The sequence below is a fragment of the Pseudomonas sp. HMSC063H08 genome (genome assembly GCF_001813645.1).
Lineage (GTDB): Bacteria > Pseudomonadota > Gammaproteobacteria > Pseudomonadales > Pseudomonadaceae > Pseudomonas > Pseudomonas aeruginosa.
Genome location: NZ_KV813599.1, coordinates 1 through 14156 on the forward strand (window position 1 = coordinate 1; position 14156 = coordinate 14156).

Annotated in this window: 15 protein-coding genes and 1 pseudogene; 6 read left to right on the forward strand and 10 right to left on the reverse strand. The window is 66.7% G+C overall.

What is annotated here, in order from left to right:
• Nucleotides 1-147: pseudogene (glyA, locus tag HMPREF2924_RS35690) on the reverse strand (serine hydroxymethyltransferase); the annotation flags it as partial.
• 215 nt (nucleotides 148-362) lie between these two features.
• Here glyA and HMPREF2924_RS28570 point away from each other — a divergent pair.
• The 3 genes from HMPREF2924_RS28570 to HMPREF2924_RS28580 all read left to right on the forward strand — a co-directional run bounded on the left by HMPREF2924_RS28570 (nucleotide 363) and on the right by HMPREF2924_RS28580 (nucleotide 5973).
• A complete protein-coding gene (locus HMPREF2924_RS28570) occupies nucleotides 363-1004 on the forward strand; it encodes a hypothetical protein (RefSeq protein ID WP_003096775.1) in 642 nt (213 codons plus the stop codon).
• A gap of 83 nt (nucleotides 1005-1087) precedes the next feature.
• The gene (locus tag HMPREF2924_RS28575; protein WP_003096773.1) at nucleotides 1088-2128 is read left to right on the forward strand and encodes a threonine aldolase family protein; all 1041 of its coding nucleotides are present in this window, start codon (nucleotides 1088-1090) and stop codon (nucleotides 2126-2128) included.
• Nucleotides 2129-3543: 1415 nt separating this feature from the next.
• Nucleotides 3544-5973 carry a hypothetical protein gene (locus HMPREF2924_RS28580; protein ID WP_031690702.1) on the forward strand — a complete coding sequence of 810 codons (2430 nt, stop codon included), beginning with the start codon at nucleotides 3544-3546 and terminating at the stop codon, nucleotides 5971-5973.
• On the opposite strand, the gene gbcB is transcribed toward HMPREF2924_RS28580, so the two are convergent.
• Nucleotides 5967-7067: a glycine-betaine demethylase subunit GbcB gene (gbcB, locus tag HMPREF2924_RS28585; protein WP_003096769.1), complete on the reverse strand. Its 1101-nt coding sequence runs from the start codon at nucleotides 7065-7067 to the stop codon at nucleotides 5967-5969. The two genes, HMPREF2924_RS28580 and gbcB, sit on opposite strands and share 7 nt — an antisense overlap.
• Before the next feature lie 424 nt (nucleotides 7068-7491).
• Here gbcB and gbcA point away from each other — a divergent pair, with 424 nt between their 5' ends.
• The 3 genes from gbcA to HMPREF2924_RS28600 all read left to right on the forward strand — a co-directional run bounded on the left by gbcA (nucleotide 7492) and on the right by HMPREF2924_RS28600 (nucleotide 9797).
• Complete coding sequence (gbcA, locus tag HMPREF2924_RS28590; RefSeq protein ID WP_003096766.1) at nucleotides 7492-8781, forward strand: glycine-betaine demethylase subunit GbcA; 1290 nt, start codon at nucleotides 7492-7494, stop codon at nucleotides 8779-8781.
• Nucleotides 8782-9055: 274 nt separating this feature from the next.
• Nucleotides 9056-9616 carry an HdeD family acid-resistance protein gene (locus HMPREF2924_RS28595; RefSeq protein ID WP_003096765.1) on the forward strand — a complete coding sequence of 187 codons (561 nt, stop codon included), beginning with the start codon at nucleotides 9056-9058 and terminating at the stop codon, nucleotides 9614-9616.
• 4 nt (nucleotides 9617-9620) lie between these two features.
• On the forward strand, nucleotides 9621-9797 hold the full coding sequence (locus HMPREF2924_RS28600; protein ID WP_003136295.1) for a hypothetical protein: 177 nt from the start codon (nucleotides 9621-9623) through the stop codon (nucleotides 9795-9797).
• On the opposite strand, the gene HMPREF2924_RS28605 is transcribed toward HMPREF2924_RS28600, so the two are convergent.
• From HMPREF2924_RS28605 to HMPREF2924_RS28640, 8 genes are all read right to left on the reverse strand, one after another.
• A complete protein-coding gene (locus HMPREF2924_RS28605) occupies nucleotides 9794-10084 on the reverse strand; it encodes a cell division protein ZapA (RefSeq protein ID WP_003105708.1) in 291 nt (96 codons plus the stop codon). The two genes, HMPREF2924_RS28600 and HMPREF2924_RS28605, sit on opposite strands and share 4 nt — an antisense overlap.
• Nucleotides 10081-10314, reverse strand: a complete 234-nt coding sequence (locus HMPREF2924_RS28610; RefSeq protein ID WP_003105710.1) for a hypothetical protein — start codon at nucleotides 10312-10314, stop codon at nucleotides 10081-10083. Before HMPREF2924_RS28610 ends, HMPREF2924_RS28605 begins: the two co-directional genes overlap by 4 nt.
• 95 nt (nucleotides 10315-10409) lie before the next feature.
• On the reverse strand, nucleotides 10410-10643 hold the full coding sequence (locus tag HMPREF2924_RS28615; protein ID WP_003124303.1) for a hypothetical protein: 234 nt from the start codon (nucleotides 10641-10643) through the stop codon (nucleotides 10410-10412).
• 13 nt (nucleotides 10644-10656) lie between these two features.
• Nucleotides 10657-11061: a hypothetical protein gene (locus tag HMPREF2924_RS28620; RefSeq protein ID WP_003114450.1), complete on the reverse strand. Its 405-nt coding sequence runs from the start codon at nucleotides 11059-11061 to the stop codon at nucleotides 10657-10659.
• A gap of 31 nt (nucleotides 11062-11092) precedes the next feature.
• Nucleotides 11093-11299 carry a helix-turn-helix domain-containing protein gene (locus HMPREF2924_RS28625; RefSeq protein ID WP_003096753.1) on the reverse strand — a complete coding sequence of 69 codons (207 nt, stop codon included), beginning with the start codon at nucleotides 11297-11299 and terminating at the stop codon, nucleotides 11093-11095.
• A 7-nt stretch (nucleotides 11300-11306) separates the two neighbouring features.
• Complete coding sequence (locus HMPREF2924_RS28630) at nucleotides 11307-11876, reverse strand: hypothetical protein (RefSeq protein ID WP_003136292.1); 570 nt, start codon at nucleotides 11874-11876, stop codon at nucleotides 11307-11309.
• A 124-nt stretch (nucleotides 11877-12000) separates the two neighbouring features.
• Nucleotides 12001-12774 carry an electron transfer flavoprotein subunit beta gene (locus HMPREF2924_RS28635; protein WP_003105716.1) on the reverse strand — a complete coding sequence of 258 codons (774 nt, stop codon included), beginning with the start codon at nucleotides 12772-12774 and terminating at the stop codon, nucleotides 12001-12003.
• Between the two features lie 35 nt (nucleotides 12775-12809).
• Entirely contained in the window at nucleotides 12810-14042 is a 1233-nt protein-coding gene (locus HMPREF2924_RS28640; RefSeq protein ID WP_023094951.1) for an electron transfer flavoprotein subunit alpha, read from the reverse strand.
• Between the last annotated feature and the right edge of the window lie 114 nt (nucleotides 14043-14156).

Consider the following 14156-nt stretch of genomic DNA (forward strand, 5'->3'; position numbering starts at 1 on the left):
GCTGCCCTGCGCCTGCATGACCCGCTTGCTGGTGTAGTTCTCCGAGGCGATCAGTTCGAGATGGTCTTCCTGGCGGGCCTCTTCGGCGTCCATCGCGGCGAGCAGTTCGTCGTCGTAGCCGCGGATCTGGTCATGCTTGCTGAACATCGCTGGGTCTCCCTGCGGCGCCGGAACCGCGCCGGAATGGCTGCAACGGGACACGCGGTCCCTTTGCCAGCGATGGTATGACCGGCCCTGCCGGCCCAGATGCCTATGCACGCCACGGGGAGGTGCGTTTGCGACATGGCGGTGGGATTCGGCAACCGATGCGGAACGCCCCGGGCTGGCGCTAAACTGCGTGCTCTTCGTCTTGCGAGAACACCATGAAACGCCCGCTGATCTTCCTTTCCGCCGTGCTGCTCGGCGCATCCCTGCAAGGGTGCGGGGGCGGCGATGAAAAGCAGGCCGCCGCGCCTGCGCTGCCGGCCGATTCCTGCACCGGCCATGAACTCGAAGTGGCCTTGCCGCCGGCCGGCAAGCCACTGTTCGGCTACGACTTCCTCTCCCGCCAGTGCGGCTACAACGATGCCACCGTGGTCTTCGGCGCCGCCGACGGCAGCAAGCGCCTGGAGATCGTCCTCACCGACACCGGCCTGCCGGCGCCGCCGACCGAGGGCGACGCGGTGGCCTATCGGGCGGCGCAGGACAAGCTGCGCGAGATGACCCAGACCAACCTGACCCTGCTCCACAAGACCCGCGAGACCGCCCTGAAGAACGGCACCGCCGAGCGCTTCGGCGGCGAGGACTACCTGCCGCTGATCGATACCACGCGAATGGGCGACCCGCTGGGGGTGATGGTCCCGGCCAAGGGCGAGGAGGGCGTCTCGACCCTCAGCGGAGTGATCAAGAACCGCTACGTACTGACCCTCAGCACCCGCGACATGCCCAATGGCGGCAGCGCCACGGCGATGCGCCAGGTGCTGGTGCCGTTCGTCGAGCAGATGAAGCTGACCAAGCTACCCTGACAGACTGTGCCGGCACCTACCCGTACCGGCGCGACCGCACGGAGCCCCACGAGGGCTCGGCAACCGTTCCATCCGAGGCCCACATGACCGATAACACCCAACAGTTCGCCAGCGACAACTATTCCGGTATCTGCCCCGAAGCCTGGGCGGCGATGGCCGAAGCCAACCGCGGCCACGAGCGCGCCTATGGCGACGACCAGTGGACCGCGCGCGCTTCGGACTACTTCCGCCAGTTGTTCGAGACCGATTGCGAAGTGTTCTTCGCCTTCAACGGCACCGCCGCCAACTCCCTGGCCCTGGCCGCGCTGTGCCAGAGCTACCACAGCGTGATCTGCTCGGAGACCGCCCACGTCGAGACCGACGAGTGCGGCGCGCCGGAGTTCTTCTCCAACGGCTCCAAGCTGCTGCTGGCGCAGACCGAGGTCGGCAAGCTGACCCCGGCGTCGATCCGCGACATCGCTCTCAAGCGCCAGGATATCCACTATCCGAAGCCGCGCGTGGTGACTCTCACCCAGGCCACCGAGGTCGGCACGGTGTACCGCCCGGACGAGTTGAAGGCGATCAGCGCCACCTGCAAGGAACTCGGCCTGCACCTGCACATGGACGGCGCGCGCTTCTCCAACGCCTGCGCCTTCCTCGGCTGCTCGCCGGCGGAGCTGAGCTGGAAGGCCGGGGTCGACGTGCTCTGCTTCGGCGGCACCAAGAACGGCATGGCGGTGGGCGAGGCGATCCTGTTCTTCAACCGCGACCTGGCGGAGGACTTCGACTACCGCTGCAAGCAGGCCGGCCAACTGGCCTCGAAGATGCGCTTCCTCGCCGCGCCCTGGGTCGGCGTACTGCAGGACGATGCCTGGCTGCGCTACGCCGATCACGCCAACCGCTGCGCGCGCCTGCTGGCCGAGCTGGTGGCCGACGTTCCCGGCGTCAGCCTGATGTTCCCGGTAGAAGCCAACGGCGTGTTCCTGCAGCTTTCCGAGCCGGCGATCGAAGCCTTGCGCGCGCGCGGCTGGCGCTTCTACACCTTCATCGGTGAAGGTGGCGCGCGTTTCATGTGTTCCTGGGATACCGATATCGAGCGGGTCCGCGAACTGGCGCGGGACATCCGCCTGGTGATGGGCGCCTGAGTCCGCTCTCGGCCGCCTCCATGAACCGGGGCGGCCGCTCTTTCCTCATCTCCTGTGGATAACTCTGTGGGCTAACTGTTCGGGAGCTATGCAAAAGTGCCCCCGGCAACACCCTCCCTATCTCCGCCGGGGGTGTTGAAAGCCTTTATCCACGCGGTTCCACTCCCATGCCAGGAGAACCTGGCCAATCCACAAACACTGTGGAGTCGAATGTGAATAACGTGTTCGCAGTCGCTTCCGCGCGGCGCCCTGCCGGGCTCTTCGGAGGTTGGTCGGTTTTTGAGCGAAAACAGCCGTTTGTGAAAGGACGATGAAGGTTCAGGTGAAAAGCGCTGACGAAACGGTGACGGACATTGTCCCTGCGGGACCCAGACAGGCCTGTGGATAGAAAAGCAAGGAGCGAAGTGGGGGCAAATGCCGCAACCCCCCTGCGCGGACGTAACGGCTTGAGGAAAAAGACAAAATTCTCCCGCTCCGATGGCGCTGGAACAGCGGTTGCGGCTGCCGCCGGGAATTTCCCCCAATTCCTGTTGAGGTCAGTGTGCAGAGCCTGTTTATAGAATGCTGGGAGCCAGAGGGCCCGCGCCTTCCAGGCTATTGGTCAAGAATTGAGCGGATTTTCTGTCAACAGGCTGCCGGCTTGCTTTAGGGGACATGTGCACAAACGCAGGGTTGCTCACAAAAGGCCTGGAAAGCCTTGTGGACAACCTGTATGGATAGTTCTGTAAGCCTTATAAGGTAAGGCCTGCATGGAGTTGGTCAATAAATGGTCAGGCCGGGCGGGAAGGGATGAAGAGCCAGAATAGGCCAGGTTTTTTCTTCATCCTGTGAATATTTTTCTGGTTTTCCCCAAGGGGAGTGTAAAGCCCTGTGGAAAAATTGTTCGCTCACGCTTGGGGCGGCCGGACGGCGGGGTCTCTGGCGGATTGATCGTTAAATGAGCAGGAGACTGCGCCTAGCGCGAGCGGAGGAGAAGCGCGATTCACCCGGAGGGTAGCCGGATGTGCTGGCGGAGCCCATGCGCCAGGGCGAGTGGACATCGTCGGTATAGCGATCGTTGACCCGCGGGGTATCAGGGGGTCTCATGGACCACACGGTCTGTGGATAAGTCTGTTATCAACCTACCCTCGAAAGGCCTCTCCAGAGATCGGCAAGGGCTTTGTTCCTGGAGCCTGAAACCAACTTGAAGTTGTCGTTTTTACCTTTAACTTCAAATGCTTACAATCGATCGTCGAGAACGCCAAGGTGGCGAGAAGACACCTGTATGGAATTCCAGTCCGAATGTGGACAACCTTGGCGCCCTGGTGTTTTCAAGTATGAGAAGGACAGAGCTGCGCGATGGCTCTGGTGGTTGGCCGGAGCCTTGATTACCCTTGGCTTTTGCCAGGAAAGTGGGATGGATCATGGATGATCGGATGTCAGACAAGCCGCTCGGCCGCTTGTTGCTCGAAGGCCTCGGCGAGATCGCCTGGATCGCCGTGCTGGTGGCCCTTGGCGTCCTCCTGCCGTTGCCGCTGGTAGCGCTGGGTTGGGCGCTGCTGCTGGGCGCCGAGTGGGCCATGGATCGTTGGCGCGGCAAGGTGCCGTATCGCCTGCAACAGGCGCTGTTCTTCTGGGTTCTGGGTGGCGGCATCGCCCTGGGCCAGGCACTGCCGGGCTTCTGGCTGGGACTGGGCGGTGGCTTGCTGGCGGTGATCGGCGGCGTGCTGCTGCAGATCCGTTTCGAGCGTGGCCTGCGCCTGGAGCGCCAGGCTCCGCAGGCGCTGGACGTACCGCTGCCGGCGGGAGGTAGCGCCTGGGGCGGCGAAGCGCCCGAGCGAACCCCCGAGGGCGAGGCGATCCGCCTGTTCGACGGCGGCGAGATCGCCATGGGCGGCCCGCTGGTATGCCACTACCTGATGCCCGACGGTTGCTTCATCCCCGACTGCAATCCTTCGGCACGCTTTTCCAGCGATGGCCGCCACTTCGTTTCGCCGATACCGAGCCGAGGCGCGTGGGGCCTGGCGATCTTCGACCGGCAGGAGCGGTTGCTTTACCGCTGTGCCGTGGACAACTTCTGGGAGCTGGACAGCGTCACCGAGCGCGAGGTGATCGGCCGGCACAGCCCGCTGACGTCCAACGCACCGCAGCGCCTCGAGCTGCAGGCGCTCAAGGCCGGCAGCGAGGCCGAGGCCTTCGTTGCCATCGGCGACCTCTGGCTGCCCGAAAGCGAATGGCAGCGCTGGAGCGGGGATCTGCGCGCGCAACCGCTACCGTCCCCGCTTGGCGGGCCCGCGCTGGAAATCCGCCCCTGGCTGCCGGCCAGCCTGCTGGCCCTGGACGATCCTTTCGCGCCGCTGCGCGCCAACCGCGGCGAGCTGTGGATAAACGGCGAGGCCAGCGGCCTCTACCTGTCGCGGGAAGCGCCGCCATTGGCTTGGAACGATGACGGCCGGGCGCTGGCGCTGCAGGCAGCAGGCGAGCCCCTGGGGCAGGATACCTACTGGCTTTGGCGAGAGGACGGCGGCCTGCGTGCGCTGGGCGCGCCGTGGTCGGCGTTGCCCGCCGAGCCCCATGCCGGCGGGCCCGAACTGCTCGGGCTGGAGGATGGCTGGCTGCGCTTCGGCCTGGACCTGGCGCAACCCTGCCTGACCTACGAACGCTACGGCACGCTGGGTTCGTACAGCCATTCCAGCCTCTACCTTCTGCACGCTCGCGATGCGGACGACCGGCCGCGCTGGCGCGAGGCCGACATGCCGCGCCTGGACCTGTTGCTGCCCCTGGATGGCGCGGCCGGCAGGCCGGGATGCCTGTTGCAGAGCGCACCGCTGGCCGATGGCAGCCGGGCCGTCTGGGAGTGGTTGCGCGACGATCAGGAGGCGGAGCGCGGCGCCTATGCCTTGCGCCTGGGCGACTGGCGCCTGGATGGCGAGTGGACGCTCGACCACCGCGTGTCCGATTGCGGTCGCTACCTGGCCCTGGTGGCCTTCGCCGAGGCGCCGACCCTGCCGCAGCGCCTGGCCATACTCGATAGCCGGGAGCGGCGTCTGGAGTGGCTCGCCGAGCCGCTGGCCGATCTACACCTGCAAGGTTTCATCGATGGCCAGGTGCATCTGCTCCACCTGCTCGGCCGCAACGCCTACCAGCCGCCGGGCGGGCCGGGCGAAGGCGACCCCGGCCTGTTGCGCCGCTTCGACGAAGGCTTGCCCGAGCCCGGCGCCTGGCACGCATTCGGCCGCTTCCACGACGACTGGCGGCATTACTACGAGCAGGCGCGGGTGGCGTTCGATGGCACGGCCTGGCGGCTGTGCCCCGCGTCGCGCTGGCTGGACGCACCGCCGCGGCCCTGGAGCGACGGCGACTTCGTCTTGCCGTCAGTGGGCGCGAAGGACGCCGCCTGGGGCTTCGGTTTCCACTACGAGGGCATGCACCGCGACGAGGACGTGCGCGCCGGGTTCAGCCGCGACGGCTACCTGCTGACCGCGTCGGGCATCGGCTTGGGCAACCTGGCGGCGCCAATGATCTGGTCGGCGGACGGTCGCTACCTGGCGCTGACCCGGCACGTCCAGCGCTACGAGGAAAGCGAGCTGGAGCGGGACCAGTGGCGCCTGCTGCTGCTCGACGTGCAAGAGCGGACGTTGCGTCGCTACCGCGACGACCTCGGCGAGTACCCGTGCTTCGACAGCTTCGACGACGACCTGTGCTTCCGCTGCGCGGGGACGGGGCGCTACGTGCTGGCCCTGGACTCGCTGCTGAAGGCTCCCGCCGAGCCGCTGCAGGCCTGCGCCGGACGCTGGCTGCCGGCCGAGGAACTGCCGCGGCGGCGCTACTGGGAGCGCCTGGCGTTTCCCTCGCGCCCTCAGTAGTCGATGACCACGTCGCCCTTGGGCACGCTGCAGCAGGAGAGGATGTAGCCTTCGGCGACATCCTCGTCGGTGATCCCGCCGTTGTGCTCCATCTCCACCTCGCCGGCGGTCTTCATTACCTTGCAGGTGCCGCAGATGCCCATCCCGCAGGCCTTCGGAATGTGCAGGCCGAGCTTGGCGGCGGCGGCGTGCACGGTTTCCCCGGGGCTGACGCGGATGCTCTTGCCGGTGGCGGTGAATTCCACCTGGTGCTGGTCGGCGACCGGTACCTCCGGCGCCTCGGCGGCTTCCGCGGCCAGTTCCCTGACGTCGGCGCGGACCTCCGGCGGAGTCGGCCCGAAGGCTTCCTCGTGGTAGCGGCTCATGTCGTAGCCGTGGCCCTGCAGCAGGTGCTTCACCGCGCTCATGTAGGGCGTCGGCCCGCAGCAGAAGATTTCCCGTTCGAGGAAGTCCGGGGCGATCAGTTCCAGCATGCGCAGGTTCAGGTAGCCGCGGTAGCCGGCCCAGGCTTCGCCGAGGCCGTGGCGCTCGCAGATGATGTGCAGGCTGAAGTTGTCGATCCGCGAGGCCATGTGCTCCAGCTCGCGGTGGTAGATGATGTCCTTCGGCGAACGGGCGCTGTGGACGAAGACCATGTCGACGTTGGCGTTGGTATCGAAGAACCAGCGCGCCATGGACATCACCGGGGTGATGCCGACCCCGCCGGAGAGGAACAGCACCTTGTCGGCCGGGAAGTCGATGGCGTTGAACAGGCCGACCGGACCGTGCACCGGTAGCTCCTGGCCTTCCTTGAGGTTGTCGTGCAGCCAGTTGGAAACCCGCCCGCCCGGCACCCGCTTGATGGTGATGGAGAAACTGTAGGGCACCGAGGGCGAGCTGGAGATGGTGTAGGAGCGCATCACCGGCTCGCCGTCGATCTCCAGCTCCAGGGTGACGAACTGGCCCGGCTTGAAGAAGAACAGGATCGGCTGGTCGGCCATGAAGCAGAAGGTGCGCACGTCCCAGGTTTCCTGGATGACCTTGACGCAGCGCACGAGGTGCCGGCCGTTGGCCCAGGTCTGGGTGGTGACCGGATTGAGGAAGTTGCTCGACATGATGATCTCTCCGTGCGCACGGGGCCGAACGATGGCCTGATGGGGCGGATTGTGCGCATCGCCGTGGCCGCTCATTTACCTGCCAGCGACATTTACATGCTTATCGCGACCTGCCTGCTGGGGCGCGGTCCGGAGCGTCGGAAACGGATGCGGTCATGTCGCCCATGGATAAGGTCGGCGGCGGGCGCGGGCCCACACTCCAGACCAGCCGAGACGAGGGTTTGCATGAACCCCGGGAGGGTAGAGCCCGGACGTGTAGAGCGACTGACCTTCATTCCCGCCACGGCGGGGCCCGTCCATCGGCAGGGCGGGATTCCGGACGCCGCGCCGGGATGAGGAAGGCTGTGAACGCCACCTTGCGTAGCAACCGTATCAGCCACTTTTTCCGCCGCCACCCGCGCGGGGGCGGCATGAGGAGTTACCGATGGACGTCACTTCCACCCTGAGTCTCGGCGATCCCCTGGAACCGGCCCGCAAGGCCACCGCCGACATGCTGCGCAGCCGCGACCACAGCTTCTCGCTGCCGCAGCCCTTCTACTGCGACCAGCGCCTGTTCGAGATCGACATGCAGGAGATCTTCCACAAGGAATGGCTGATCGCCGGCATGACCTGCGAGATTCCCGCCAAGGGCAATTTCCTCACCCTGCAGATCGGCAAGAACCCGGTCCTGGTGATCCGTGGCGCCGAAGGCCAGGTGCATGCCTTCCACAATGTCTGCCGGCACCGCGGCTCGCGCCTGTGCGTGAGCGAGAAGGGCAAGGTGGCCAAGCTGGTCTGCCCCTACCACCAGTGGACCTACGAGCTGGATGGCCGCCTGCTGTTCGCCGGCACCGAGATGGGCGCCGACTTCGACATGAAGGAGTACGGCCTGAAGCCGATCCAGGTGAAGACCGCCGGCGGCTACATCTTCATCAGCCTGGCGGAGAACCCGCCGGCCATCGACGACTTCCTGGCGACGCTCGAGCACTACATGGAGCCGTACGACATGGAGAACGCCAAGGTGGCGGTGCAGACCACCATCCGCGAAGCCGCCAACTGGAAGCTGGTGATCGAGAACAACCGCGAGTGCTACCACTGCAACGGCTCCCACCCGGAACTGCTGAAGACCCTGCTGGAGTGGGACGACGTCACCGACCCGCGCGCCAGCCAGGCGTTCAAGGACCAGGTGGCGGCCTGCACCAGCGCCTGGGACGCCGAGAAGATCCCGTACGCCCACGCCAGCTTCGGCCTGCGCAATCGCATCGTGCGCATGCCGCTGCTGGACGGCACCGTGTCGATGACCATGGACGGCAAGCAGGGCAGCAAGAAGCTCATGGGCCGGATCAAGAACCCCGACCTCGGCTCGATGCGCATCCTGCACCTGCCGCACTCCTGGAACCACTGCATGGGCGACCACCTGATCGTCTTCACCGTGTGGCCGATCAGCGCCCAGGAAACCCTGGTCACCACCAAATGGCTGGTGCACAAGGACGCGGTGGAAGGCGTCGACTACGACGTGGCGCGCCTGCGCGAGGTATGGGACGCGACCAACGACCAGGATCGCCGGCTGGCCGAGGAGAACCAGCGCGGGATCAACTCCGACGCCTACCAGCCTGGTCCATACTCGAAGACCTACGAGTTCGGCGTGATCAATTTCCTCGACTGGTACAGCGAGCGCATGCTGAACAACCTCGGCGAGGAGTCCGCCCACGTGCGCAAGGTGGCCGGCAGCTAAGCCGGACGAGGCGCCCCCTGGCGGGGCGCCGCTGCGGAGGAAAGGTCATGGACAACCTGCTGTTCTACGTCAGTTCCGCTTTCGTCAGCCTGCTGCTGGCCTGGAACCTGTTCGCCTGCTGGCGCCGCCAGCGGCCGGCGGAGAAGTCCCGGCCCTGAGCCCGCGCGCTCGCCTTGCCTCCCGCCTCCGCCCCCTGACAGCCTCCCGGCAAAAGGACTAAGGTGGGAGGACTCAACCTGAACGGGCCGCTCAAGGGCGGCCTCTGGAGGCAAGCGTGGAAAACAATCCCCTGTGGGCCGAACTGGGCAAGCACTGGAAACTGGTGGCCCTGCGCGGCGTGGCGGCGCTGGTGTTCGGCGTCCTGACCCTGCTCTCGCCGGCCCTGGCGCTGACCGTGCTGGTGCTGTTCTGGGGCGCCTACGCGCTGGTGGACGGAGCGTTCGCCCTGATCGCCGCGTTCAACATGCGCAGCGATGGGCAGTTCAACTGGCCGCTGGCGCTGGTCGGGGTGATCGGCGTGGCGGCCGGCCTGGTTGCGTTCTTCTGGCCGCAACTGACCGCCATCGGCCTGCTCCTGATCATCGCCGGCTGGGCGCTGGCGATGGGCATCTTCCAGATCGTCGCGGCGATCCGCCTGCGCAAGTCGATCCAGAACGAATGGTGGATGATCCTCTCTGGCGCCATCTCGGTGCTGTTCGGCGTGCTGATGATCGCCAACCCCGGCGCCGGGGCGCTGGCGGTGGTCTGGGTGATCGGCGCCTACGCGGTGTTCTTCGGCGTGTTGCTGGTCATGCTCGCGCTGCGCTTGCGCAAGACTTCGACCCTGAAGGCCTGACGCGGTGGCGGCGAAGCCGGCGGAGGAAACGCGCTGGTGCCTGTGGCGCCAGGACGACAACGGCAATGCCTTCGTCATGCGCCGCGACCTGACGCGCGACGAGGCCTGCGCGCTGGTCAAGGACTACCAGGCGCGCGGGCATCGGCAGCTGTATTGGGCGAGTCCGCAGACGCGCGACTAGCCGGATGCCCCGGCGATCCGCTCGACCAGCGCCTCCAGGCGCTGCTCCACCGCTCGCAGGCGCGGCGACTCGCCGTCGTTCGCGCCGAGCTGGCGGGCGCAGAGATTGAGCGCGGAGAGCACCACCAGCTCGTTGCTGGTGACGTAGGGAAACTTGCGCTTGTTGGCGTCCACTTCCGCTTGCAGCAACGCGGCGGCGTCCGCTAGGGCCCTCTCCTCGCCGGCCGGCACGCGGATCGAATAGTCCCGACCGAGGATCGACAGGACCTGGACGCCGTCGCGGCTCATGCGCTAACCGGTTGCTGCGCGCTGAGGCGCTCGACCAGGGCTTCCAGGCGGGCCTGGGTGCCGCTCTGCTTTTCTTCCTGCTCGAGCATGGAGAGTTGCAGGGTTTCGTTTTCCTCGGTGGCCTGGCGCAGCTGCTGCTGAAGCTGGTCGTGGCTGTCGCGCAGGGCCTGGTTCTGTTGCAGCAGCTCGGCTACCAGGGTTTCCAGGCGTTCCAGGGTGTTCTCCAGCATGATCTCGTCCCAGTCGTTCAAAGGGCGCGCAGGATAAAGAAAAGCGCCTGCCGAAGCCAGGTCCGTGGTCGGTTGCCAGGCTTCGGCACCCGGCTTCACCAGTGAAAGCTGCCGCCCAGCGAGTAGTGCCCGGGGTCGGCGACGAAGGGATCGCGATCGGTGGCCGGTGGGCAGTTGCGCCGCTTCAGGCAGTCATCGGCGCGCTCGGCGTAGCTGCGTTCGTCGCCGCTGACGCGGACGTCCGGAAGGATGCCGGAGAAGGAGGGATAGCCCTGGGCGCAGCCGACCAGGAACAGGAACGGCAGGAGAGGGAAGAGGCGTCGGCTCATGGGGATACTCCGATCATTGAGGTTGCTCGACGATGCGGCGGATGGTGCCGCCGCAGATGTCGGTGAAGCAGCGGTCGTAGTCGGAACTGCAGTTGAAGTTGCCGGAGCCGCCGAAGCCGTTGTAGCCGAACGAGGAGGAATAGCCTGGCGCCAGGCATTCCTTGCGCGCCTGCTTCTTGCTCTTGCCCTGGCTGCAATAGTGGTAGCTGCGCCGTTCCGCTTCGCGCAGGCGGTTTTCGTTCTGCCATTCCAGGCGCGCGAGGCTTTCGCACTGGCTCTGTTGCGTGCGGCACTGGGCGACGCAGGTGCGTCCCGCCTCGCTCGGCGGCATCACGTACTGGTAGCGGACGGAGGGGCCGCAGCCCGAGATCAGGGCGAGCGCGAGCGCAACGCCCGAGAGGTTCAGGTGTCTGTTCATGGTTTCTGGTTGGGAAAGGGTGGAGCGGGGATCAGTCGTCCGCGACGTATTCCAGGATGTCGCCCGGCTGGCAGTCCAGGAAGGCGCAGATCTTCTCCAGGGTGTCGAGGCGGATGCCCTTGACCTTGCCGTTCTTCAGCAGGGACAGGTTCTGTTCGGTGATACCGATGGCTTCCGCCAGCTCCTTGGAGCGGACCTTGTTCTTCGCCAGGATGACGTCTAGTCGGATGATGATCATGGGGTCGTCATATGAAGGCTCTTACTTCTTCGTCCAGTTTCCTGGCTTCGCTCATCATCAGGCCGAACGAGCAGAGAAAGATCGCCTTGAGGAACTCGTAGGCCGCTTCGGAAGTGAGTCCTATCGAAACGCTCAGGACACGCTCGCCGTCGGGCAGGTCGAGAGATAGTACAAGACCTTGCAGCGTATTGATAAATGGCTGGAGCAAGAGTGCCAGGAAGGACAGCAGGCCGATGTGCACCAGGGTCCTGGCGTTGCGCTGCGACCAGCGTTCGCCCTTGGCCAGGCGGCGGAAGAACAGGCCGGTGAGCACCAGGCCGAACGCGGAAAGCAGGGTCGGCAGGTAGTCCAGCAGCATCAGCAGCGCCCGGCTGCTCCAGGACAGGACGAAGCCGTCGCTGGCCAGGCGCGGCATTTCATCGCTCCAGGCCTGTAGGTAGCCCTGCTCGCTGAGGCCGGAGAACCAGAGGTGGGTGTTCGCTCCGAGTTCGATGCAGGCCATGCCCCAGGCCAGGATGGCGCAGAGCATGCCGAGCAGATAGAGCTTGTGGTTGCTGAGATGCGTGGACAGCGCCATGCCGGGTTCCCCTGTGTGTTTCGCGTCTGGATGGCGAAACTAGGGAATAAATTATCGTAATACAATAATTTATCGTCACCACGTCATAACTTGTGATCTGGCGCACAGTGCGTTCTGACCCGCTTCAGCGGATCACGCCTTCCTCGCGCAGGAGCTTGAAGATGGCTTCGGCGCCGGCTTCCGCCGAAAGATCCTTGAGTACCTGCCCGGTACCGCCGGAGGCCTTGGCGGTGGCGGCTTTCATCCGCTCGGCGCCGGTCTTCGCCTTGATTACCTTGAGCCGCTTCGGGCGCGGCCGGGCCGGTTGCAGGCTGTCTTCGGCGAGCAGCGGGTCGTCGACCACCTCCACCTCATGGGCCTCGATCTCGCCACGCCTAGCCGGGCCGAAGGCGCTCTGCCGGGCCACCGGCGCGGCATTGTCGACGCTGGCGACGAACGGCAGGCGTACCCGCAGTCGGCGTCGCTGGCCGCGAGGCAGAGCCTGGAGGACCTGGGCGCTGCCGTCTTCGACCTTCTCGACCTCGGCCAGGCCGACCACCAGTGGCCAGCCGAGGCGCTCGGCGAGGAGGAAGGGCAGCATCCCGGAGCCTTCCCCGGTTTCCGCCTGGCTGCCGGTGAGCACCAGTTGCGCGCGGGAGTCGCGCAGGTGCTCGGCCAGTGCGGGCAGGGCGTCGGCGCCGGCCGGCTGTTCCAGCACGGACAAGCGTTCCAGGCCCATGCCGAGATAGCCGCGCAGCGCCTCGGCGTGCGGGTCGCCGGCGTGCAGCACTTGCAGGCGCGGGCCGCTCAGGCGCAGGCCGAGTTCCACCGCGCGGGCGTCCTGTTCGGCGCGGCGCGGGCGTCCGGAGGCGGGGTGGGCGCCGATGGAGACCAGCGCGACGATGTTCAGCTCAGTCATGGTTCGATACCGATGAAAGGTACGTGGAAGCGGGTTCAGGCCGCATCGCGGGCGGCGCCGTTGCGATGTGCCTCGGCCAGGCGGATCAGCGCGCGGAGGATTTCCGTCGAGTCGCCGATCACCGAGAGATCGGCGCGCTTGATCATGTCGCAGCCGGCGTCGCGGTTCACCGCCACCACTTTGTCGCAGGCGCCTATGCCCTGCAGGTGCTGGATCGCCCCGGAGATGCCCACCGCCAGGTAGACCCGCGCGGTGACCCAGGTACCGGTGGCGCCGACCTGACGGTTGCGCGGCATGTGCCCGTCGTCCACCGCCACCCGCGAGGCGCCCTCGGTGGCGCCGAGGGCGGCGGCGGCCTGGTGGAACAGCGCCCAGTCCTGCACGCCGTTGCCGCCGGAGAGAATGAACTCGGCCTCGGCCATGGGGATCCGCGCCGGGTCCACGGTCACCGGGCCGAGGTCCTCGATGCGTGGCAGGTTGCGCGCCACCTGCGCGGCCATGTGCAGTTCGCGAGCCTCATGGCGGGTTTCGCTGACCGGCTCGGCGCATTCCGCCGCGGCCAGCAGCAGGCGCGGCAGGGCGCGCTGGATGTCCTCGCGGCCGGCGCCGGCGCGGCCGATGCAGCGGCCGTCCTCGACCTGCCAGACGCGACCGGCCGGCCGTTCGCCGAGCGCAGCGGCCAGGCGCCGGCCCAGTTCGCCGCCGCCGTTGCGACTGTCCGGGAACAGCCAGTGGCGCGGGGCGAGCTGGTTCTCCAGGTTGCGCAGGGCGAGTATTCGCTGCTCGGGCGCGTAGCCGTCGTACTCGCCGCCGGCGAGGTGCAGCAGGCGGTCGACGCCGGCGTTGTCGAAGGCGCTTTCCTTGTGTTCGCCGAACACCACGGCGAGCACCGCGCCGTCGTTGCCGGCGAGCTTGCGGGCCAGTCCGAGGAGGTCCTTGTCGTGGCTGGAGAGACGGCCGCCGACCATGTCCGGGACCACCGCGACGAGGAATGCCGGTTGCTCGACCACATGCAGCGGCAACTGCGCTTCCTGCACTGCGCTGGCGCGGCGCGCGCCGCTGCCCTGCTGGCCGCCGGAGCGATCGATGCGGCGGATGCCGTTGGGGCCGACGAAGCCGACGGCGTGCGGGTTCTTGCGGACCACGCCGTGGGGGCCCATCCAGCGCACCTCGCCGCCTTGGGCGGAGTGCATGGCCGCATGCAGCGGATGCAGGCGGTTGCGGGCGATCCATTCGGCGCGTGGATCGCGACGGACGATGTCGTTCATGCGGAATGCTTCCTGTGGCTGCGGCTACCCAATCCCGCGGCCCCCTCCCTGGAGGGAGAGGCCGCTATCCGTGCTGCCCCGGTCAGCAGCGGATTTGATGTGAAGCTCGACACT